Source organism: Paracoccus sp. NFXS7, assembly GCF_040148865.1.
Classification (GTDB): Bacteria; Pseudomonadota; Alphaproteobacteria; order Rhodobacterales; family Rhodobacteraceae; genus Paracoccus; species Paracoccus marcusii.
On sequence record NZ_JAKEKV010000001.1, the window covers coordinates 452,392 to 473,689 of the forward strand.

A 21,298-nucleotide genomic window follows, 5' to 3' on the forward strand; every position below is an offset into this window, starting at 1 on the left:
AGCATGCCGCAAGCCGACCCTATCCGCATCCTGTCCATCGGCGAGGCCATGGTCGAGATGTCACGCGCCCCCGATCCGGACCTGTGGCGGATGGGCTTTGCCGGCGACACGCTGAACACGGCCTGGTATCTGCGCCGCCTGTTGGACGACGCCTGGCAGGTCGACTATCTGACGCGGGTCGGCACGGGCGACTTTTCGACCCGGATGGTCGAGTTCCTGCGGGCCGAAGGGCTGGGCACCGCCCATGTCAGCCGTCAGCCCGATGCCGAGATCGGCCTCTATGCGATCAGCCTGACGAACGGGGAACGCAGCTTCTCCTACTGGCGCGACACGTCCGCGGCGCGGCGGCTGGCCGACGACCCGACCCTGCTGCACGCCGCCCTTCAGGGCTGCGCAATGGCCTATCTGTCGGGGATCACGCTGGCGATCCTGCCGCCGCAGGGGCGCATCGGCCTGCTGCAGGCGCTGGACCGGGCGCGGCAGGCCGGCACGACGGTCGTCTTTGACACCAACCTGCGGCCGCGCCTGTGGGCCGACGTGGACACCATGCGTGCGGTCACGCAGGACGCTGCCGGCCGCGCGGACCTGGTCCTGCCCAGCTTCGACGACGAGGCCGCACTGTTCGGCGATGCCGATCCGCAGGCGACGCTGGACCGCTATCTGGCCCTGGGCGCGGGCCAGGTAGTGGTCAAGAATGGCGGTGGGCCGATCCGGTTCGGCGGGCGCGATGGTGCGGGCCACATCGACGATCTCAGCGTCGAGACCCTGGTCGACAGCACCGCCGCGGGCGACAGCTTCAATGCGGGCTATCTGGCGGCACGGCTGACGGGGGCCGATTGCGCCGGTGCCATCCGGGCCGGGCACGCGCTTGGGCGACAGGTGATCCGCCATCCGGGCGCGTTGATCCGGCAGGCGGTCGAGGCCGCGCGGCGCTGACTATAGCACCGCGCCGATCTGCCAGGGCAGAAACTCGTGGTCGCCCAGGCCTAGGGCCTCGCTTCGTGTGACCTGGCCCGAGGCGGTGCGCAGGATCAGATCGACGATCTGGCGGCCCTTGTCGTCAAGGCTGACACCGGACAGCACGTCGCCGCAGTTCAGATCCATGTCGTCGCGCATTGCGGCGAACAGCGCATCGTTCGTCGCCAGCTTGAGGGTGGGCGCGGGTTTCGACCCGAAGGCTGATCCGCGCCCGGTGGTGAACACGATCAGCTGCGCCCCCCCGGCAATCTGACCCGTGGCCGAGACCGGGTCGTAACCCGGCGTGTCCATGAAGTTCAGGCCCGGCGCGGTGATGGGTTCGGCATAATCCAGCACGGCGTTCAGCGGCGTGGCGCCCGCCTTGGCCACCGCGCCCAGGGATTTCTCAAGGATCGTCGTCAGCCCGCCCGCCTTGTTGCCGGGGCTGGGATTGTTGTCCAGCGAGGCACCGTTCATCGCGGCATACCCCTCCCACCAGCGCAGGCGGGCCAGCAGCCGGTCGGCCAATGCGGGGTCGGCGGCGCGGTCCAGAAGCAGGCGTTCCGCGCCGTGGATCTCGGGCGTCTCGGACAGCACGACCGATGCACCCTGCGCGGCCAGGATATCGCAGGCCACCCCAAGTGCGGGGTTGGCCGTGATGCCCGAAAATCCGTCCGACCCGCCGCATTGCAGCCCGATCCGCAGGGCCGATGCCGGGGCGGGTGCGCGCGTCACCGCATTGACCTGCGGCAGCATCTGGCGGACGCGGGACTTGATGGCGTCGATGGTCGCGCGGGTGCCACCGTTGTCCTGGATCGTCAGCCCGTGAAACCGCGCGGCCTGTCCCAACTCCTGTTTCATGCGGGCGATCTGCATCACCTCGCAGCCCAGCCCTACGAACAGTGCGGCCCCGACGTTCGGGTGCCCGGCATGCCCGGTCAGCACCCGCTGCAGCGCGATCCAGCCCGGACCGCTGTCGGCCATCCCGCAGCCCGATCCGTGGGCAAAGGCCACCACCCCGTCGACATTCGGATAATCGGCCAGCGCGCCCTCGGCCTGCAATTCGTCGGCGGCGCGGCGGATGACCGTCGCCGAACAGTTGACCGTCGCCACCAGCGCCACGAAGTTGCGCGTGCCGACCTGTCCGCCGTCGCGGTGATAGCCCTGAAACTGCAATTCCCGCCCGCGATGCCGGTCAAGAGCCGCCCGCGCGGCCGCAAGCCCGGCGCCGGGGGTCTGGTCGCGGTCGTGATCGCCAAAGGCCAGGTTGTGGCTGTGAACGTGATCGCCCGCCGCGATGTCGCAGGTGGCATAGCCGATGACCTGCCCGTACTTCACCACCGCCGCCCCCCGCGCGATGTCCGCGCGGGCGATCTTGTGTCCAGCAGGCGCCACGCCGCGCGCGGTCAGGATGGCGACGGTGTCCGACGGGTTCAGGACCAGCGGTTCAGCCACTTGCGGCGACCCGCGCGCCATCACGCATCAGCCGGGTCAGCGCATCGGTCAGCTCCGCGCGAAACCCCGCATCGTCGCGCAGCACGGCGGGAAAGACCTGCGACAGGGCCAGGAACCCGTCGACCGTCGCCGCCGGATCGTCGCGCCACAGCGCGGCCATCTGCGGGGCCAGCGGGTCCTTGACCTCGATCGTTCCACCCGCCTCGTCGCGCCCCGAGGCATAGCGCATCCAGGCCGCCACGGCCAAGGTCAGCCCCGGTACGGGCCGCCCGGCGGCGCGGCCTTCGGCGATGGTGCCAAGGATGCGCTGCGGCAGTTTCTGGCTGCCGTCCATGGCGATCTGCCAGGTCCGGTGACGGATCGCCGGATTGGCATAGCGCGCCGCGAGCGCGTCGGCATAGGCCGCAAGGTCGGTGCCCGGCGGCGGCGTCAGCGCCGGGATGATCTCGGACCGCCACAGACGGTCGACGAATTGCGCCATCACCGGGTCGGCCATCGTGTCGGCGATGGTCTGGTGCCCGGCCAGATAGCCCAGATAGGCCAGGCTGGAATGGGTGCCATTCAGCATCCGCAGCTTCATGTGCTCGAACGGCGTCACGTCGTCGACCAACTGCACGCCGACCGCGCCCAGGTCCGGGCGGCCGTTGCAGAACCGGTCCTCGACCACCCATTGGCGGAAGGGTTCGTGCATCACCGGGGCCTCGTCGCGCCGGTCCGTCAGGGTCTCGACCCGGTCCAGATCGGCGGGCGTGGTGGCCGGAACGATGCGGTCGACCATGGTCGAGGGGAAGGCCCCTTGCGCCTCGATCCAGGCGGCCAGATCGGGGTCGATCAGCCGCGCCAGGTCCAGCACGACGCCACGCACGACATGGCCGTTTTCCGGCAGGTTGTCGCAGCACAGCACGGTAAAGGGCGGGATGCCCGCCGCGCGGCGCGCCTGCAGGGCCCGGACCAGAAAACCCGGCGCCGATCTGGGCAGCGGATTGTCCAGATCGTGGCGGATGTCGGGGTGATCGGCGTTCAGCCGTCCCGTGGAAGGCTCATGGCAATAGCCCTTTTCGGTGACCGTCAGGCTGACGATCCGCACCGCGGATGCGGTCATTGCGTCCAGCACGGCTTCGGGGTTTTCGGGCGCGACCAGAACGTCGCGCAGCACGGTGACGACCTGTGCGGTCTCTCCCTCCGGTCCCAGCTGCAGCGCGGTATAGGCCCAGCCCTGCGGGGCCAGCCGGTCGCGCGTGCCGGGCGATTGCAACGACACGCCGATGATGCCCCAGTCGCCGCCAGAGGCCGCCATGGCCTGTTCGACATAGATGGCGCCATGCGCGCGAAAGAACGCGCCCAGGCCCAGATGAACGATGCCCGCGGGTTCGGCGGACGGGGTATGGTGCAACCTAGCGGGCAAGCCAGCCTCCATCGACGTTGAGGATCGCGCCGTTGACGTAATCGGACGCGGGCGCGGCCAGGAACACGGCGGTCTGGGCGATGTCCTCGGGGCGACCCCACCGGCCGGCGGGGATGCGCTCCAGGATGGCACGGCTGCGGTCGGGATCGGCGCGCAGTGCCTCGGTGTTGTTCGTCTCGATATAGCCCGGGGCGATGGCGTTGACGTTCAGCCCGCGCCCGGCCCATTCGTTGGCCATCAGCTTGGTCAGCCCCGCCACGCCATGTTTCGAGGCGGTATAGGACGGCACCCGGATGCCGCCCTGAAAGGACAGCAGCGACGCGATGTTGATGATCTTGCCCCTTCCCCGTGGCAGGGCGGCGCGCGCGAAGGCCTGGCAGGTGAAGAACAGCGCCTTGGCATTCACGTCCATCACCGCGTCCCAATCGGCTTCGGTGAAATCGACCGCATCGTCGCGGCGGATGATGCCCGCATTGTTCACCAGGATGTCGATGGGCTGGGCCGCGAAGACGTCGCGCGCCGCCATCGGATCGGCGAAATCCAGGGTCAGCGACCGCCCCGCCTTGTCTGACACCTGGCCCATCATCGCCACAGTCTCGGCGCAGTCGCGCCGGCCGCTGGCGATCACGTCCGCCCCGGCCTGCGCCAAGGCCACGGCGATGGCCTGACCGATGCCGGTGTTCGCGCCGGTGACCAGGGCTGTGCGTCCCTCAAGGGAAAAGGGGGTCACCGCAGGTCCTCCGGCTGGATGAAGTCCATGTCGGTGTAATCGACATTGTCCCCCGCCATCGCCCAGATGAAGGTGTATTCGCCAATGCCCGCGCCGGAATGGATCGACCAGGTCGGCGACAGCACCGCCTGTTCGTTGGCCACGAACAGGTGGCGCGTCTCTTGCGGTTCGCCCATCAGGTGCAGGACGCGCGATTCCGGCGCCATGCCGTGATAAAGGTATGCCTCCATCCGGCGGTCATGGACATGGGCGGGAATGGTGTTCCAGACCGACCCCTCCTGCAACGAGGTATAGCCCAGCACCAGTTGGCAGCTTTCCATGACCAGCGGGTGGATGAACTGTTTGATGACGCGCTTGTTCGAGGTCGCGGTCGCGCCCATCTCGACCTTCTTGGCCTGATCGACGGTGATCAGCCGATGCGGCAGCGCGCGATGCGCAGGCGCCGAGGTGATGTAGAACCGCCCCCCGCCCGAAAACGTCACCGCCCCCGCACCCATGCCCAGATACAGCACGTCGCCATTGGCCATGTCCCAGCCCTGCCCCGCGGCCTCCACCCGGCCTGGCCCGCCGATATTGACGATGCCCATCTCGCGGCGGTCTAGAAAGCTGGGCGTGCGGGTCTCGTCGATGGCGTCCAGGGTCAGGGGCGCCCCGTCCGGGACCGCGCCGCCAACCACGAAGCGGTCGTAATGCGTATAGGTCAGGCGGATCTGACCGGCGACGAACAGACCCTCGACCAGGAAATGCTGCCGCAACTGGGCGGTGTCCATGCCGCGGGCGTGGTCCGGGTGGATCGCGTGGCGGGTTTCGACATGCGTCATCAGGGGTCCTTTCACAGAAAATCGTCGCGGCGGGGGGTGAAGCTGTCGATCAGCACACCCTCCTCCAGGCACAGGCAGCCGTGTTCGGCGCCCGAGGGAATGATGAAGGCGTCGCCGGGCCCGACCTCGGACGGCTGGCCGTCGATGGTGAAGCGGTAGCGGCCCGACTGGACATAGGTCGACTGCACATGCGGATGGCTGTGCAGCGCGCCCCGGTCGCCCGCCGCAAAGGCGAAGCGGACGACCATCAGGTCCGGCGCATGGGCCAGGACGGTGCGGACGGGATCGGTCATTGCGACACCTTCATCAGCGGAACACGGAGGGCAGCCACAGCGACAGCGCCGGAACATAGGTGACCAGCATCAGCGTGGCAAAGGCCGCGCCGTAGAACGGCCAGATCGTGCGCATCGCCTGCCAGATGCTGATGCGGCCCACCGCGCAGCCCACGAACAGCACCGCGCCGACGGGCGGCGTGCACAGGCCGATCCCCAGGTTCAGGATCATGATGACCCCGAAATGCACCGGATCGACGCCGAAGGCGGTGGCGACCGGCAGAAAGATCGGCGTGGTGATGACGATCAGCGGCGACATGTCCATGAACGTCCCCAGGATCAGAAGGACGATGTTGATCATCAGCAGGATCACGATGGGGTTGCTGGACACGCTTTGCAGGATCTCGACCAGCTGTGTCGGCACGCGCAGATAGGCCAGAAGCCAGCCGAAACAGGCCGCGCAACCGATCACCAGCAGCACCATGGCGGTGGTGCGCACAGCACCCTTGGTCGCCTCGACAAATTCGGACCAGGGCAGGCTGCGATAGACCAGGGCCGTCACCAGCAGCGCATAGACCACCGCCACGTTCGAGGATTCGGACGCCGTGAACCAGCCCGACCGCACGCCCCCGAAGATGATCGCGATCAGGATCAGGCCGGGCATGGCGGACACGAACAGCGCGCCCAGCATCCGCAGGCCCGGGAACGGCTCGGTCGGATAGCCCTTCCGGCGCGCGACCCACCAAGCGGTGACCATCAGCGATACCGCCAGCAGCAGACCTGGAATGATGCCGGCGGTGAAGAGGTCTGCGATGGACAGACGGCCCCCGGCGGCGATGGAGTAGATGATCATGTTGTGGCTGGGCGGGATCATCAGCGCGATGATCGAACTGACGACCGTGATGTTCACGGCGTAATCGACGTCGTAACCGCGCGCCTTCATCTGGGGGACCATCAGGCCGCCCACCGCGCTGGCGTCGGCCGCGGCCGACCCGGACACGCCGCCGAACATCAGCGAGGCCATGATGTTGACCTGGCCCAGCCCGCCGCGCATGTGCCCGACCATCGCACCGGCCAGCGCCACCAGGCGCCGGGCGATGTCGCCCCGCACCATCAGGTCGCCCGCGAAGATGAAGAACGGGATGGCGATCAGCGCAAAGACCGAAATGCCACTGTTCAGGCGCTGGAACACCACCACCGGCGGCAGTCCCATATAGAGGACGGTCAGAAAGCTGGCCACGCCCAGGCAGAAGGCCACCGGCGTGCCGATCATCAGCAGCGTCACGAAGCTGCCGAACAGGATCCACAATTCCATGATCTCAGGTCCTTTCGCGGGGGCGCGCAGCCTTGCCGTCCAGAAGGTCATCGGCGCGCACCGCACCCGGCGCGCCGTCGACGACGCCGTCCGCGGCGTCGTCCATGTCACCAAAGCGCATCGTCTTCAGCCCCGCCGCGCGGCGCAGGATGCGTTCGATTGAAAACAGCATCAGCAGGATGCCGCCCCCGATCAGCGGCGCGAAATCCCACAGGCGCGAAATGCCGATGCCCGGCACCACGCCGCTGGCCGCGCGCGCCGCCAGTTGCCAGCCGAACCACGCCATGCCGAAACCGAAGGCCGTCACGACCACATCGGACAGGCTGTGGAACCACGGCCGCCAGCTTTCCGGCACGACCATCAGGCCCACGTCGAACGACAGGTGATAGCCTTCCTTGACCCCCACGGCGGCGCCCAGGAAGATGAACCAGCCCATCAGCATGACGGCGGCTGGTTCGGCCCAGAACAGGCTGGACCCCATCACGTAACGGAAGAACACCTGCGCAAAGACAAAGGCGGTCATCAGGACCAGCCCGATTCCCGCCAGCCACAAGGCCGCCTGCGCGACCGCGCCGGTCAGCGTGGCAAATCTGATCATCCCCTCGCGCATCGCGCATCCCCCGGAAAAGAAAAGGCCGCCCGCGAGGTCCGCGGGCGGCGTGATGTCACTGGGTCGCGCGGATGCGTTCGACCAGGTCCTTGTTCTCGGGGGTGGTCACGTACTTGTCGTAGACGGGCACCATCGCCTCGATGAACGGGGTCTTGTCGATCTCGGTGATGACCTCGGCACCGGCGGCGGTCACCTTGTCCAGCGATTCCTGTTCCTGCGCCGCCCACAGCTCGCGCTGCAGGGTCGAGGAATTCTGCGCGGCCTCGCGCAGGATCGCCTGATCTTCGGGGGTCAGCTTGTCCCAGCTGGTCTTGGACATCGCGACCAGTTCGGGAACGATCAGGTGCTCGTCCAGGGTGAAGTACTTGGCGACCTCGGCGTGGCCCGAGCTGTCATAGCTGGGAAAGTTGTTCTCGGCCCCGTCGATCACGCCGGTCTGGATGCTGGAATAGACCTCTCCATAGGGCATCGGCGTGGCGTTGGCGCCAAGCGCGTCCATCATGTCGACGAACACGTCGTTCTGCATGACGCGGAACTTCATCCCCTCGAGGTCGGCGATCGACTGGATCGGCCGCTGCGAGTTGTAGAAGCTGCGCGCCCCGCCATCATACCAGGCCAGCGCCACCAGATCGCGCTCTTCGAACGCGGCGGCGATCTCCTCGCCGATGGGACCGTCCAGGACCGCGTGGCTGTGTTCGACGGACGTGAACAGATAGGGCAGCGACATGATCTGGGTGACCGGCACGATGTCGTTGAACGACCCGAAGCTGGCGCGGACCATGTCGATGACGCCGAACTGGGTCTGCTCGATCGTGTCCTTCTCCTCGCCCAGCTGGGACGACGGGAACACCTCGATGCAGATGCGGCCGTCGGTCTTCTCGCGGACCTCCTCGGCCATGGCCTTGACGCCCTCGACCGTCGGATAGCCGTCGGGATGGGTGTCGGACGACCGCAGCGTGATCTCGCAGGCGGTGGCGAAGCTGGCCGAGGCCAGCAGGCCCGCCAGGGTTGTCATCAGCAGTTTCATGTTATCCTCCCAGATACAGATGCTCAAAGCTTGTAGGCCCGCTTGGCCAGGCCATAGGTCAGGTCGCGCGCCACCTCGGGGGCCTCGTCCTCCTCCAGACGTCCCGATGCGACCAGGTCGGCCAGCCAGGCGCAATCGACCCTGCGCGCCACGTCGTGACGGGCCGGGATCGAACAGAAGGCGCGCGTGTCGTCGTTGAACCCCACGGTGTTGTAGAATCCCGCCGTTTCCGTGGTCATCTCGCGAAAGCGGCGCATCCCTTCGGGGCTGTCATGGAACCACCAGGCCGGACCCAGCCGCAGGCAGGGCCAGACCCCGGCCATCGGTGCCAGTTCGCGGGCATAGGCGGTCTCGTCCAGAGTGAACAGGATCACCGTCAGACGCGGGTCCATGCCCACCGCGTTCAGCAGCGGTCGCAGCGCGGTCACGTAATCGGTGCGGCCAGGGATGTCGAAGCCCTTGTCGCGGCCGAACATCGCCAGCACGTCGTCGGAATGGTTGCGGCGCGACCCGGGGTGGATCTGCAGGACCAGCCCGTCGTCAAGGCTCATGCGCGCCATCTCGGTCAGCATGTGGCCGCGGAACGCGTCGGCCTCCTCTGCGGTGCAGGTGCCGCGCAGGGTCTTGGCGAACAGCGCAGCGGCCTGGTCGCGGGGCAGATCCTCGGTCCGGGCCGAGGCATGGCCATGGTCACTGGACGTCGCGCCATGGTCGATGAAGAGCGCCCGACGCGCCCGATGCGCGTCCAGGTATCCGTCCCAAGTCGCGGTGTCGAACCCGGTCTGCTGGCCCATCAGCGCGACATTGTGGGCGAACCCGGCCATCTCGGGGTCGATCACGCCGTCCGGACGATAGGCGGTGATGACCCTGCCCCCCCAATCGCTGTCGCGGATCATCCGGTGCCAGCGCAGATCGTCGGTCGCGGCCTCGGTCGTGGCGATCGCCTCGATGTTGAAACGGTCGAAAAGCGCGCGGGGCCGAAATTCGGGCCGGGCCAGGCAATCAGCGATGTGATCGTAATACCAGTCGGCCGTGTCTTCGGACAGGCGGCGGTCGATGCCGAAGACGTGCTGGAAGCTGTGGTCCAGCCACAGGCGCGACGGCGTGCCGCGAAACAGCGGATAATGCCGCGCGAACAGCCTCCAGATGGTCCGGCCATCCGTTTCGGTCGGCCCGCCATCAGCGCGGGGCACCCCCAGGTCGGTCAGCGCCACCCCCTGCGAACAAAGCATGCGGAACACGTAATGGTCGGGCGTCACGAACAGCTGCGCGGGGTCGGGAAACGCCTCGTTTTCCGCAAACCAGCGCGGATCGGTATGGCCGTGCGGGCTGACGATCGGCAGGTCGCGCACCTGTTCGTACAGCGCGCGGGCCAGATCGCGGGCGCGGCCCTGGGTCGGGAACAGGCGGTCGTCGTCCAGCAGTGTCATGTGATCCCCCTCCGACTCACTTGCCATTCCGCTAGTCGTCTAATATGCTAGTTTACAGGTTCGGTCAACGCGGGGATGATCATGTCGGTTCAGGAACTGGACAGCTTGCCACCGCTGCAGGATCTGCGCCCCCGCACCGTCACCGACCAGATCTTCGAGCATCTCTATGCACGGGTCGTCGGGCTGGACCTGCCCCCCGGCGCCAAGCTGTCCGAGGCCGAGGTCGCGGCCCGGATGGGCGTGTCGCGCCAACCGGTGCGCGACGCCTTCTATCGGCTGTCGCAGCTGGGCTTCATCCAGATCCGCCCGCAGCGGGCGACCACCGTCACCCCGATCTCGACCGAGGCGGTGATGCAGGCCTATTTCATCCGCAGCGCGCTGGAACAGGCGACCATGCGGGTCGCGGCGCTGACGTTGCAACCGTCGGACTGGGATGGCCTGGAACGTCTGATCGACCTGCAGGAGGCCGCCAGCCGGGAGGACCGGCGCAGCGATTTCCATGCCCTGGACGACCAGTTCCACCGCGACATCTGCGCGGCGGCGGGCAAGGAATTCGTCTGGAACCTGGTGCGTGACAACAAGGGCCACATGGACCGCGCGCGCTTTCTGTCGCTGTCCTACGGCGCCTCGACCGCCTTCATCGAGCATCGCGATATCCTGGCCGCTCTGCGTGCCCGCGACCCCGAGGCCGCCGCAGGCGCCCTGCGCGACCATCTGAGCCATATCGAACACATTCTGGAACGGCTGCGCATCGACCAGCCGGGCATCCTGGCCTAGCCGGCCGGTACCACCAGCACCGCCCGGAAATCGTTGACGTTGGTCAGCGTCGGCCCGGTGCGGATCAGGCTGTCCGTCGCGTCGAACAGGCTGTAGCTGTCATGCCCCGCCAAGGCCGCACGCATGTCCAGGCCCAACTCCGCGACCCGCTGCGGCAGATCGGGGCCGATGATGGCGCCTGCCGCGTCCTCGGTCCCGTCGATGCCGTCGGTGTCCGCGGCAAGCGCGTGGATGCCCGGCTGCCCGCGCAGCGCCACGGCCAGGGACAGAAGAAACTCGGTATTGCGCCCGCCGCGGCCGGGATCGCCCTGGCCGATGGTCACGGTCGTCTCTCCGCCCGACAGCAGGACCGCGGGGGCCGGGGCGGGGGTGCCATGGGCGGCGGTGGCGCGGGCGATGCCGGCCATGGCGATGCCCAGTTGCGCGGCTTCTCCCTCCAGCGCGTCGCCCAAGAGGACCGGTGTCACCCCGGCCCGTTCCGCCACGCGGGCGGCCGCCAGCAACGACATCTGCGGCGTGGCGATCAGGCGGTAATCGGCGTCGAAGGCCGCGGCGGGCTGCGGCGGCGCCATCAGCAGATCACGCGCCGCCTGCGGCAGGGCCGGGCCAAGCCGGTCGACCAGCCAGGACAGGTCCTGTCCGGCGGTGGGGTCCGGCACCGTCGGACCGGACGCGATGGCCGCCGGATCGTCGCCCGGCACATCGGAGATCGCCAGCGTCACCAGCCGTGCGGGCGCGGCCGCCTGCGCCAGCCGCCCGCCCTTGATCGCCGACAGGCGCCGGCGGACGCGGTTCATGTCCTCGATCGTCAGCCCTGACCGCAGCAGCAGGCGGTTGACCACGATCTTGTCCTCCAGCGTCAGCGGCGCGCGGGGCGCCGCCATCAGCGCCGACCCCCCGCCCGAGATCAGCGCCAGCACCAGGTCGTCCGGTCCCGCCGCCTTGGCCGCAGCCAGAATCCGTTCGGCGGCATCCTGCGACGCCGCGTCAGGCACAGGGTGGGACGCCTGGCACACGGTGATGCGCCGCGTCGGAACCTGGTGCCCATGCCGCGTGACCACGATGCCAGACAGGTCGACATCGGGCCAGGCGGCCTCCAGCGCGGCGGCCATGGCGGCGGCGGACTTGCCCGCGCCCACCACGATGCAGCGGCCCTGCGGCTTGGGCGGCAGGTGATCGGCAAGCACCTGCGCGGGATCGGCGGCGCCCACCGCCGCATCGAACATGTCGCGCAACAGCGCCTGTGCCTGGTCCTGGTTCATTCCGCCTCCGTCGGTGATCGCGTCGCCCGGGGGGCGCGCCTGTGGCGCCATCATAGGGATGGTGCCGCGGTTTGCCAGCACCGCCGCCGCTGGCCCCTGCCCCGCCGATCTGCTAGGGCGCCCCGGATTGCGGCCCCGCGCCGCCCCAACCCGCCCGAGGCCCCGGTGACCCAGCATGTTCTGCGCAGCGTCCTTCGCGACGGCACCGGCGATCTGCACGCCACGCTGGACGCGCAGGTGGGCGCGCTGGACAGCCCGCCGGCCTATCTGGCCTATCTGCGCGGCAGCCACGCGTTTCGCAGCGCCATCGATCCGCAGCTGGAGGCCGGCTCGGCCCGGATCGGCTGGCGGCCGGTGATGCTGTCGGATGCGACGGCGCGCGATCTGGCGGACCTTGGCGCAGGGCGCCCGCCCCCCGTGACCCCGCCCGCCCTGCCCGACGCCGCGTCCGTCGCGGGTGCGCTGTATGTGGTCGAAGGATCGTCCATCGGTGCGGCGCTGATCGCGCGCAGGGCGGCGGCCTTGGGATACACCGCGGGCCACGGCGCGTCCCACCTGGCGCTGCAGACGGGCGATCCGCGCCGGTGGCGGCGGTTCCTGGACTGGCTTCATGCCGCGGACCCGGACCCCGCGCGGGCGGTCAAGGCCGCACGGGCGGTGTTCCAGACCGCCATGACCGCATTTACGCAACGGTAAACGAAAAGCAATTGGACGGCTGACATGGTCCGCCTTAGAAATCCGTAATGTCCACAGCCCTGCCCAACCCTGCCGATGCCCGTGATCTGACTGTCTGCGACCGCGAACCGATCCATGTCCCGGGATCGATCCAGGCGCATGGCCACCTTCTGATCGTCGACCCGGGCGATGGCCGGATCGTCGGCGCCGCGGGACGCGCCGACGGCCTGACGCGCGACCTGATCGGCCTGACCCTGTCGCAGGCGCTTGGCGGCGTGCTGCGCAATGCGATCGACGATCTGCCCGAGATCGGTCCCGTTCCCTTGGCACCCGTGATGGTCGACGGGGCATCCTGGGACCTGTTGGCCTATCGCAGCGGTGCGCATGTCGTGATCGAGATGCTGCCCGCGCTGGATCAACCGCCGCTGGATGCACGTTTCCTGGGCCGGATGCAGGCGCTGGACGCGGTGCTGGAGCGGGCGTCGTCCCTGCCCGACCTGATGCGGAACGCGGCGGGCGTGTTCCGCCAGCTGACCGGCCACGCGCGGGTGATGATCTATCGCTTCATCGACGACGAGGCCGGGGCCGTGGTGGGCGAAAGCCGTGCCGAGGGCATGGGCACGTTCATGAACCACCATTTCCCGGCATCCGACATTCCCCGCCAGGCGCGCGCCCTCTACGTGCGCAACCGCGTGCGGGTCATCGCCGACGTGCATGCCACGATTCAGCCGATCACCGGCAGCGTTCCGGGGATCGAGGCCATCGACCTCAGCGATTCGATGCTGCGCAGCGTCTCTCCGGTGCACCTGCATTATCTGCGCAACATGGGGGTGGGTGCATCGGCGTCGATGTCGATCATTAAGGATGGGGCGCTGTGGGGTCTTGTCGCCTGCCACCACCCCGAACCGCGCGACCTGTCGCTGGCCACGCGCCTGGCCTGCCAGTCCCTGGCCGACAGCCTGGCCCGCCAGATCCGCCTGCGCGAGGAGACGGTGCTGTACCGCGAACGCATCCGCCTGCGCGCGCACGAGGATACCGTGCTGGCCCGTCTTGGTCCTGACGACCAGCTGGACCAGTTCTTCTCGCAATCCGCGGGACCGTTGGCCGAGCTGGTGGGCGCCGACGGCTTTGCCGCCGTTCAGGGCAGGGAGCTGTTCTCGTCGGGCAGCTGCCCCGATCCGGCGGCGCTGCGCCATCTGGCCGACCATGTGCGCCAGTCGGCGGCGATCACCCCCTTTGTCAGTTCCAACCTGGAACGCGTGATCCCTGCGGCGGCGGCCTATCGCGACGTTGCCAGCGGCATGCTGTCGGTCACCATGTCGACCGAGGTGCCGACGATCCTGATGTGGTTCCGCGCCGAAAAGCTGCAGGTCGTGACTTGGGCCGGCAACCCGCACAAGGACGTCCCCACGGTCCCCGGCGCCACGCTGGAGCCGCGCGCATCCTTTGCGGCCTGGTCCGACGAGGTGCGCGGCAAGTCGCGCCCCTGGACCGCCGCCGAGGTCGAGGCCGCCAGCCGCCTGGTTCGCCTGATGCTGGAGGCGCGCAGCTCGCGGCGCATCCGCCGGCTTAACGCCGAACTGTCCATCACGCTGCGCGAGAACGAGAGCCTGATCCAGCAGAAGGAATTCCTGCTGCGCGAGGTCAACCACCGCGTCCAGAACAGCCTGGCCCTGGTGGCATCCTTCCTGCGCATGCAGGGCCGCGGCGCCGATCCCCTGGTCCGCACCCAGCTGGACGAGGCGCAAAGCCGACTGTCGGCGGTCAGCCTGGTCCATCGCCGCCTTTATCAGGACGACAGCGCCCAGATCGTGGACCTGGCGATCTATCTGGACGACCTGCTGCGCGACATGAAATCGTCGCTGGACCCGGCTTGGGCCGACGCGATCCAGACCGAATTCGCGCCCATCCTGGTATCGGCGGATCGTGCGGTCAGCATCGGCCTGCTGACCAACGAGATCGTCGCGAATGCGATCAAGTATGCCTATGATGGCCAGCCCGGCCCGGTGTCGGTCGTGCTGTCGCAGACGCGCAACGGGATGCTGTTGTCCGTGACCGACAACGGCGTGGGGTCGGACGGGTCCATCAAGGGCACCGGTTTTGGCATGCGGATGGTGGCGTCGCTGGTCGAGCAGCTGGGCGGCAAGTTGCAGTCGGACACGAATGCGCCCGGTCTGCGGGTGGTGATCACCGCTCCCCTGGACTGACGCCCCACTGCGCGGCGAAGGCGGGCGAGGCCACGAAGCTGCCGGGTTCGGGCGACACGGGGGGCGGATCGCACACGCCCTCCTCCAGGTATTTCAGCGCGGCGACGAACCCCGCCGATGAGAACGGCTTGGCGATGACGCCATGCGCGCCGTCGAAATCGTCGGGGATCTTCTTCGGGTTGGCCGTGACAAAGACCACGATGGTGTCGGGCCACTGCTTCTGGATGGCGCTGTTGACCTGCAGGCCGGTACTGCCGCGTGCCAGCTGCATGTCGACCAGCGCGACGTCCGGGGCCTTGTCCGTGGGCAGCGCCATCACGTCCTGCAGCGAAGATGCCACGGCCAGTACCTGATGGCCGGCATCCTCGATCATCATCTCGATGTCCATCGCGATGATGAACTCATCCTCGACCACGAGGATCGACAGCGGCGCCTTGGGGCGGTTCATGGAATTTCCTTGTCGATGACGACGCTGACCTGAATCGACCTCTGATCGGTCCTGGACCAGGCCACGCGCGTTCGTGTCTGTGCGGCAAGCCGAGAGATGATCTGTTCGTTCACCCCGGACGGCGAATAGACCGGATCGGCCTCGGCGTCCCCCTGGCCCGGAGGTCCGAAGCCGATGGACAGCTCGACCCGCGCGGGCGTCGTCCGCGACGAGATGTCGAAGACCTGGCCCTTCGCAACGTTCTCGGGGCGGATCATGTGCGCCAGGATCTCGTTCACGATCAGCCCGATCGCCGCCGCCTGCCCCGCAGGCACCTCGGCCCGGCCCAGATCGGCGCGGATGCGGATGTCGCAATCGGCCCGGCTTTGCGTCAGGTCGGAGGCAAGGTTGACGGCATAGGATCCGATGTCGAACCGCGTCACGTCGTCGGACTGGTACAGGTGGCGATGCACCGTGGCCAAGGCGTCGATCCGGGTCATCATCGCACGCAGCATGTCGGCCGTGTCGCTGTCCGCCGCCTCGCGCAGCTGCAGGCGCAGGATCGACCCGATCATGGTCATGTTGTTCTTCACGCGGTGATCGACCTCGTGCAGCAGCAGACGCTGTGCATCCAGCGAATCGCGCAGTTCGGCGACGCGGCGTGTCACCTCGGCCTCGACCCGCGATTTCTCGCGCGCCATGCGGGACTGCACGTCGATCCGGTCGGTGACGTCCAGCTGCGATGCAAAGAAGAACCGGATGCGGCCCGCATCGTCACGCACCGGGCTGAGATACAGCGCATTCCAGAACGACGTCCCGTCCTTGCGATAGTTCAGGATATCGACCGAGATGTCGGTCCCGTTCTCGACCGCCTCGCGCAGGCGGCGGATCGTGTCCTGGTCTGTCTGCGACCCCTGCAGGAACCGGCAGTTGCGACCCATCAGCTCGTCGCGGTCGTACCCGGTCAGGCGCTGGAACGCGTCATTGGCAAAGACGATGGGATTGTCGGGCAGGCTGGGGTTGGTGATGATCATCGGCATGCGCGTTGCCCGCACCGCGGCCGCGAAGGGATCGCCGCGTCCGTGTTCATGATGCAGCGCCTCGGTCAGGTGCCAGTCGTCCCGTTCGTCCACGTCGCGTCCCTTGTAAGCCTGCCCCAGACCCTGTCGTCTGCTTCAAGGCACTGCCGCCTTGAATGGTTCCGGAATATCGGAAAAGGATCGCGGTGACAGGCCCTCAAAGGTGACATGATGACCACGACGACAGATCTTCCCGACCTGAGAGAGCGCCTGCGGACCATGGCCCGCGGCCCCGGCCGGACCATGGTCACCCTGGCGGGCCCTCCGGGCGCGGGCAAGAGCCATGTCACCGATGCGCTTCTGGCCGATCTGCCGGGGGCGGCGCTGCTGCCGATGGACGGGTATCACCTGGACGACCGGCTGCTGTCGGCACGCGGCGATCTGCCGCGTAAGGGGGCGCCCTGGACGTTCGACCTGGACGGCTTTGCGGTCATGCTGGACCGGCTGGCCGCCGATGACGGCCGCGACGTGCTGGTCCCCGTCTTCGACCGCGACCTGGAGATCAGCCGCGCCGCCGCGCGTGAGATCCCGGCCTCGGCCCGGCTGATCCTGGTCGAGGGGAACTATCTGCTGCTGGACCGGCCCGGCTGGCGCGACCTGGGGCGTCATTTCGCGCTGACCGTGATGCTGGACGTGCCGCAGGCGGTGCTGCGGGCCCGCCTGACGGCCCGCTGGCGCGACCTGCCCCCCGATCAGGCCCGCGCCAAGCTGGAGGCGAACGACCTGCCCAACATGGAACTGGTGCTGACCGCCAGCCGTGCGCCCGACCTGATCCTGCCGAACGGCTAGGCCGCGCGCCGGCGCCGCGCGACCTCATAGGCGATGGCCCCGATGACCGTGGCCACGATGATGACCAGCGCCAACGCGTTCACCGCGGGCGTCAGGCCGGTGCGGACCTTGGTCGCGATGAAGACGGTCAGGGGCGTCTCGAACCCGCGCACGAACAGCGTGGTGTTGTAGTTCTCGATCGATTGCAGAACCGCGAGGCCGGCCGACGCGATCAGCGCGGGCCGCAGGAACGGCAGCGTCACGCGGCGGAACACCATCACGCGGCTGGCGCCGAGACCCAGGGCCGCCTCCTCCTGCGTGCGGTCGAACCGCTGCAGGCGGGCCATGACCATCAGCATGACATAGCAGATGATGAAGGTGGACTGCGCCAGCACGATCAGGAACACCCCGCCGCCCACGCCCATCTGCCGCCACAGGATCAGGGTCGAGATCCCGATCACCACCCCCGGCGTCAGCAGGGGCGACACCATCACCGCATAGGCAAAGCTGCGCGCCCGCGCATGCAGCGATGTCAGGACCAGCGCCGCCGCCGTGCCCACCGGCACCACGATCACCACCACGCAGACCGCGACCAGCACGGACGTCCACAGCGACTGCCACATGGCCGCGTCCGCCCACATGGCGGCGAACCATTCCGTCGTGGTCCCCTGCCACGGGATCACCGTGGGAAAGCGGCTTTCATTGAAGCTGGCCGCGCCCATGATAATCAGCGGTGCGAACAGATAGGCCGCGAAGACCATCAGATACAGCCAGAACATGGCGCCGAAGATGCGTTCCGCTCTCATTTCGCGACATCCGTCAGGTTGACGCGAAACAGCCGCAAGGTGATCAGGACGACCGCCAAGCACAGCACCAGCAGCACCAGCGCATAGGCCGCGCCGCGGTTCCAGTCGCCGCCCTCGAAGAACCAGTTGTAGATGATCTCGGTGAACCATCGGCTGCCGGGCGATCCCAGCAGCGCGGGCGCGACATAGCTGCCGGCGGCCAGCATGAAGGTGAACACGAAACCCGTCGCGATCCCGGCCTTGGCATGGGGGATCACCACGCGGGTATGGATGCGCCAGGGCGACGCGCCCAGGTCGCGGGCGGCCTCGATCTGGGCTTTGTCCAGCGATTCGATGGCGTTGTAGATCGGCAGCAGCATGAACAGGATATAGGCATAGACCATCGCCGCCAGCACGCCTCCGTCGCCCTGCCAGCGGATCGGTGCGTCGATCAGGCCGATATTCGTCAGCACCGCGTTCAGCGGCCCGCGATAGGCCAGGATGATGAACCAGGCCAGCGTCCGCAGCACCTCGTTGATGAAGAAGGGGATGATGATCAGCATCATCGCGATGGCCAGCTGTCCCGTCGTGGCCCGCTGCGCCATCCAGAAGGCGATGGGATAGCAGACGGCAAAGGTCACCGCCGCCACCAGGCCGCTGGCCCAGATCGTCTTGAAGAAGATCGCGCGGTGCGTGGGCTCTCCGGCAAGATAAAGGATGTTCGACAGCGTATAGGTGTCGTCCGGCCCCCCAAGCGCCGCGGGCGGCAGGTTCGGCCGCAGGGCATAGTCGATCATCATCAGGTTCGGGGCCAGGACCATCACGGCCAGCCAGAACAGGACAAGGATCAGGAAGATCGTCGAAAGCCCCGGTCCGAAACGGTTTTTCAGATCACCCATCGCCCAGCACCACCGCATGTCCCGCGTCGAACCCGAACCCCGCCCGGCTGCCCGGAACCGGCGCATCGGCCAGCCGCGTCGAGGGCACCGATGCCGTCAGCGCTGTCCCGCCGTCGAACCGGCCGTGGACCAGCGCAAAGGATCCTTCGAAATCGACACGCTCTATCTGCGCCTGCAGGGGGTTTTGGTCGATACCGGGCACCAGCGCCTCGGGGCGGACATAGATCGTGCCCTGCACGCCCGGCGCGGCACCCTGTCCCGCGCGACCGGTCAGCGGGCCCAGGTCGGTCTCGATCCGGGCGGTGCCGGCCTGCACGTCGGTGATGCGGCCGGGAATGGCGTTCGTCTCGCCCACGAAGCGGGCCACGAAGGGCGTGGCAGGGTTGTCGTACAGCTCTCGCGGCGTGGCGACCTGCTGCAAGAGACCCGCCGACATCACGGCGACGCGGTCGGACATGGCCAGCGCCTCGGATTGGTCGTGGGTGATATAGATGAAGGTGACGCCCGTGCGCTTCTGGAGCGCGCGCAGTTCGGCGCGCATGTGCTGGCGCAGCTTCAGGTCCAGGGCGGACAGCGGTTCGTCCAGCAGCAGGACGCCCGGTTCCACGGCCAGGGCGCGGGCGATGGCCACGCGCTGACGCTGGCCGCCGGACAGTTCGCCCGGCATGCGGTCGCCGTATCCCTCCAGCGCGATCAGGCGCAGCAGGTCGTCTGCCTTGGCCCGGCGTTCGGCGCGGCCGACCCCACGGGCCTCCAGGCCGAAGGCGATGTTGTCGCGCACCGACATCAGCGGGAACAGGGCCAGCGACTGAAAGATCATCGCGGTCGGGCGCTGGTTGGGGCCCAGCCCCTTCATGTCCCGGTCGCCGATCAGCACGCGCCCCTCGGTCGGCTCTATGAAGCCCGCGATCATGCGCAGGATCGTGGTCTTGCCGCAGCCCGACGGCCCCAGGATGGAGAAGAACTCTCCGGCCTCGACCTTGAAGCTGACATCGCTGACGGCGCGGGTGGTGCCAAAAGTCATGCCGATGCCGGCAAGTTCGACCGAATGGGACATTGTGTCTCCTGCAGGAATTGGGGGGCGGCGGAAACCGCCCCCGGTTGGGTTCAGGCCGACAGGAAGCGGTCCTGATACTCGTTGCGCTTGGTGATGTACCAGCTTTCCTGGATCGGCCACCACCACAGCTTCTCCAGCGCGTCGCCCGGATAGGCGGCGGCGAAGAAGGCCTTGGCCTCGTCCGAGGTCAGCTGATCGGAGCCCACCGCGGTCGAGTTGATCTTGGTCGCGTTGGTGTACATCGCGCCGGCCTCGGGCGTCAGGAACCAGTTGATGAAGGCATAGGCACCGTCCAGGTTCGCCGCCCCCGTCGGGATCGACAGACCCTCCATCCAGGCCAGCGCGCCTTCCTTGGGCGCGATGAAGCCCACGGGCAGACCTTCGGACGCCAGGGCGGCTGCGGTCGAATCCCAGGTCTGGCCCACGGTGGCGCCGTTGACGCGGAACGCGCCCTGGGCCTCGTTCTCGTTGGTCCAGAACTGGATGATGTTGCCCTTGCGCGCGATGGCCTCGGCCAGGATCACGTCGAAGATCTCGATCTGCGCATCGGGATCGGTGAACGCATCCAGCAGCGGCCGCGGCAGCTTGCCCTCGGCCTCCAGCCACAGGCCCAGGCCGATCAGCGAGGAATGCCCGCGCACGGTCGCCTGCGCGCCGTCCTTCCACAGATCGCCATAGGACGCGGTGCCGTATTCCAGCGGGTTCTGTTCGGTATCGAACGCGATCGCCTCGGTGCCCCAGTCGGTCGGCACCTGGTACCGCTTGCCGTCCACGACCGCGCCCAGGTTGACCGAGTTCTCCCAGGCACTGGGCAGGACCTTGGCGACCTCGATGCGCGATTCGTCCAGCGGCTGGATCAGGCCGAACTCGACATAGTTCGGGACGCGGTCGACGGTCGGCCAGATCAGGTCGAACCCGGCGCCGTTGTTGGCACGCAGCTGGTTCAGCAGCTCGTCGTTGGTGCCATAGGGGGTGAAATTCGGGGTGATGCCCGTGGCCTCCTGAAAGGCGCCCAGGATCTCGTCGTTCAGATAGCCGGCCCAGGCAAAGATGTTCACCTGCCCCGCACCCTGCGCCATGGCGCCGCGCGCCAGGTAGGGAGAGGCCAGTGCCACGCCAGCCGTGGCCGCAGCCCCGCGCAGAAGGCCGCGTCGGTCGATCCGTGTCATAGAAAGATCCTCCATGTCGTTGTCACTCAGCCGTTTCCCGTTATCGGGCATGCGTGTCGATAAAATGACACGACGCCAAGGGCTTTGGCTTGGCCCGCAGCCTAGACCGGGGCCGCGCCAAGGCAAAGTGTCTTCTTGGTCAGCCCGTCGCGGCATGGAAGAAGGGCCGCC

At 68.0% G+C, this 21,298-nt stretch carries 21 protein-coding genes; 5 read left to right on the top strand and 16 right to left on the bottom strand.

The features are described from left to right. Nucleotides 1-3 precede the first annotated feature (3 nt). On the top strand, nt 4-936 hold the full coding sequence (locus LZ686_RS02275; protein WP_349546866.1) for a sugar kinase: 933 nt from the start codon (nt 4-6) through the stop codon (nt 934-936). Here the strand turns inward: LZ686_RS02275 and LZ686_RS02280 are convergent, their stop codons facing one another. The 9 genes from LZ686_RS02280 to uxaC all read right to left on the bottom strand — a co-directional run bounded on the left by LZ686_RS02280 (nt 937) and on the right by uxaC (nt 10,022). After that, nucleotides 937-2,412: a UxaA family hydrolase gene (locus LZ686_RS02280; protein WP_349546867.1), complete on the bottom strand. Its 1,476-nt coding sequence runs from the start codon at nt 2,410-2,412 to the stop codon at nt 937-939. After that, nucleotides 2,405-3,829: a mannitol dehydrogenase family protein gene (locus LZ686_RS02285; RefSeq protein WP_349546868.1), complete on the bottom strand. Its 1,425-nt coding sequence runs from the start codon at nt 3,827-3,829 to the stop codon at nt 2,405-2,407. Before LZ686_RS02285 ends, LZ686_RS02280 begins: the two co-directional genes overlap by 8 nt. Then, nucleotides 3,807-4,547: a 2-dehydro-3-deoxy-D-gluconate 5-dehydrogenase KduD gene (gene kduD / locus LZ686_RS02290; RefSeq protein WP_349546869.1), complete on the bottom strand. Its 741-nt coding sequence runs from the start codon at nt 4,545-4,547 to the stop codon at nt 3,807-3,809. The genes LZ686_RS02285 and kduD overlap by 23 nt, the downstream gene beginning before the upstream one ends. Further along, nucleotides 4,544-5,368, bottom strand: a complete 825-nt coding sequence (kduI, locus tag LZ686_RS02295; protein WP_349546870.1) for a 5-dehydro-4-deoxy-D-glucuronate isomerase — start codon at nt 5,366-5,368, stop codon at nt 4,544-4,546. Before kduI ends, kduD begins: the two co-directional genes overlap by 4 nt. 11 nt (nt 5,369-5,379) lie before the next feature. Further along, nucleotides 5,380-5,661, bottom strand: coding sequence for a cupin domain-containing protein (locus LZ686_RS02300; protein ID WP_194885610.1), 282 nt, complete (start codon nt 5,659-5,661; stop codon nt 5,380-5,382). 13 nt (nt 5,662-5,674) lie between these two features. Then, nucleotides 5,675-6,955 (bottom strand): TRAP transporter large permease, encoded by a 1,281-nt coding sequence (locus LZ686_RS02305; RefSeq protein WP_045998951.1) that lies wholly within the window; start codon nt 6,953-6,955, stop codon nt 5,675-5,677. 4 nt (nt 6,956-6,959) lie between these two features. Further along, nucleotides 6,960-7,553 carry a TRAP transporter small permease gene (locus LZ686_RS02310; RefSeq protein WP_239441287.1) on the bottom strand — a complete coding sequence of 198 codons (594 nt, stop codon included), beginning with the start codon at nt 7,551-7,553 and terminating at the stop codon, nt 6,960-6,962. A gap of 67 nt (nt 7,554-7,620) precedes the next feature. Beyond that, entirely contained in the window at nt 7,621-8,592 is a 972-nt protein-coding gene (locus tag LZ686_RS02315) for a TRAP transporter substrate-binding protein (RefSeq protein WP_045981674.1), read from the bottom strand. 23 nt (nt 8,593-8,615) lie between these two features. Then, nucleotides 8,616-10,022 (bottom strand): glucuronate isomerase, encoded by a 1,407-nt coding sequence (gene uxaC / locus LZ686_RS02320; RefSeq protein WP_349546871.1) that lies wholly within the window; start codon nt 10,020-10,022, stop codon nt 8,616-8,618. 81 nt (nt 10,023-10,103) lie between these two features. Between uxaC and LZ686_RS02325 the strand changes: the two genes are divergently transcribed. Next, nucleotides 10,104-10,799 carry a GntR family transcriptional regulator gene (locus LZ686_RS02325; protein WP_157001347.1) on the top strand — a complete coding sequence of 232 codons (696 nt, stop codon included), beginning with the start codon at nt 10,104-10,106 and terminating at the stop codon, nt 10,797-10,799. On the opposite strand, the gene LZ686_RS02330 is transcribed toward LZ686_RS02325, so the two are convergent. Further along, entirely contained in the window at nt 10,796-12,061 is a 1,266-nt protein-coding gene (locus LZ686_RS02330) for a glycerate kinase type-2 family protein (RefSeq protein WP_349546872.1), read from the bottom strand. The two genes, LZ686_RS02325 and LZ686_RS02330, sit on opposite strands and share 4 nt — an antisense overlap. Nucleotides 12,062-12,226: 165 nt before the next feature. On the opposite strand from LZ686_RS02330, the gene LZ686_RS02335 reads away from it, so the two are divergent. Both LZ686_RS02335 and LZ686_RS02340 read left to right on the top strand, forming a co-directional pair. Beyond that, entirely contained in the window at nt 12,227-12,757 is a 531-nt protein-coding gene (locus LZ686_RS02335) for a biliverdin-producing heme oxygenase (RefSeq protein WP_349546873.1), read from the top strand. A 47-nt stretch (nt 12,758-12,804) separates the two neighbouring features. Further along, nucleotides 12,805-14,943, top strand: a complete 2,139-nt coding sequence (locus tag LZ686_RS02340; RefSeq protein WP_349546874.1) for a histidine kinase dimerization/phosphoacceptor domain -containing protein — start codon at nt 12,805-12,807, stop codon at nt 14,941-14,943. On the opposite strand, the gene LZ686_RS02345 is transcribed toward LZ686_RS02340, so the two are convergent. Both LZ686_RS02345 and LZ686_RS02350 read right to left on the bottom strand, forming a co-directional pair. Next, nucleotides 14,924-15,391, bottom strand: coding sequence for a response regulator (locus LZ686_RS02345; protein WP_127898753.1), 468 nt, complete (start codon nt 15,389-15,391; stop codon nt 14,924-14,926). The two genes, LZ686_RS02340 and LZ686_RS02345, sit on opposite strands and share 20 nt — an antisense overlap. After that, nucleotides 15,388-16,503, bottom strand: a complete 1,116-nt coding sequence (locus LZ686_RS02350; protein ID WP_349546875.1) for a PAS domain-containing protein — start codon at nt 16,501-16,503, stop codon at nt 15,388-15,390. Before LZ686_RS02350 ends, LZ686_RS02345 begins: the two co-directional genes overlap by 4 nt. Before the next feature lie 117 nt (nt 16,504-16,620). On the opposite strand from LZ686_RS02350, the gene LZ686_RS02355 reads away from it, so the two are divergent. After that, the gene (locus LZ686_RS02355) at nt 16,621-17,238 is read left to right on the top strand and encodes a nucleoside/nucleotide kinase family protein (RefSeq protein WP_349546876.1); all 618 of its coding nucleotides are present in this window, start codon (nt 16,621-16,623) and stop codon (nt 17,236-17,238) included. On the opposite strand, the gene LZ686_RS02360 is transcribed toward LZ686_RS02355, so the two are convergent. From LZ686_RS02360 to LZ686_RS02375, 4 genes are read right to left on the bottom strand one after another with little or no spacing between them, the layout of a single operon-like run. Next, nucleotides 17,235-18,023 carry an ABC transporter permease gene (locus LZ686_RS02360; protein WP_045981666.1) on the bottom strand — a complete coding sequence of 263 codons (789 nt, stop codon included), beginning with the start codon at nt 18,021-18,023 and terminating at the stop codon, nt 17,235-17,237. The genes LZ686_RS02355 and LZ686_RS02360 overlap by 4 nt on opposite strands. Further along, nucleotides 18,020-18,901 (bottom strand): ABC transporter permease, encoded by an 882-nt coding sequence (locus LZ686_RS02365; RefSeq protein WP_045998942.1) that lies wholly within the window; start codon nt 18,899-18,901, stop codon nt 18,020-18,022. Before LZ686_RS02365 ends, LZ686_RS02360 begins: the two co-directional genes overlap by 4 nt. After that, nucleotides 18,894-19,958, bottom strand: coding sequence for an ABC transporter ATP-binding protein (locus LZ686_RS02370; RefSeq protein ID WP_045981664.1), 1,065 nt, complete (start codon nt 19,956-19,958; stop codon nt 18,894-18,896). Before LZ686_RS02370 ends, LZ686_RS02365 begins: the two co-directional genes overlap by 8 nt. A 50-nt stretch (nt 19,959-20,008) precedes the next feature. Further along, complete coding sequence (locus LZ686_RS02375) at nt 20,009-21,127, bottom strand: extracellular solute-binding protein (protein ID WP_045981663.1); 1,119 nt, start codon at nt 21,125-21,127, stop codon at nt 20,009-20,011. Nucleotides 21,128-21,298 lie beyond the last annotated feature (171 nt).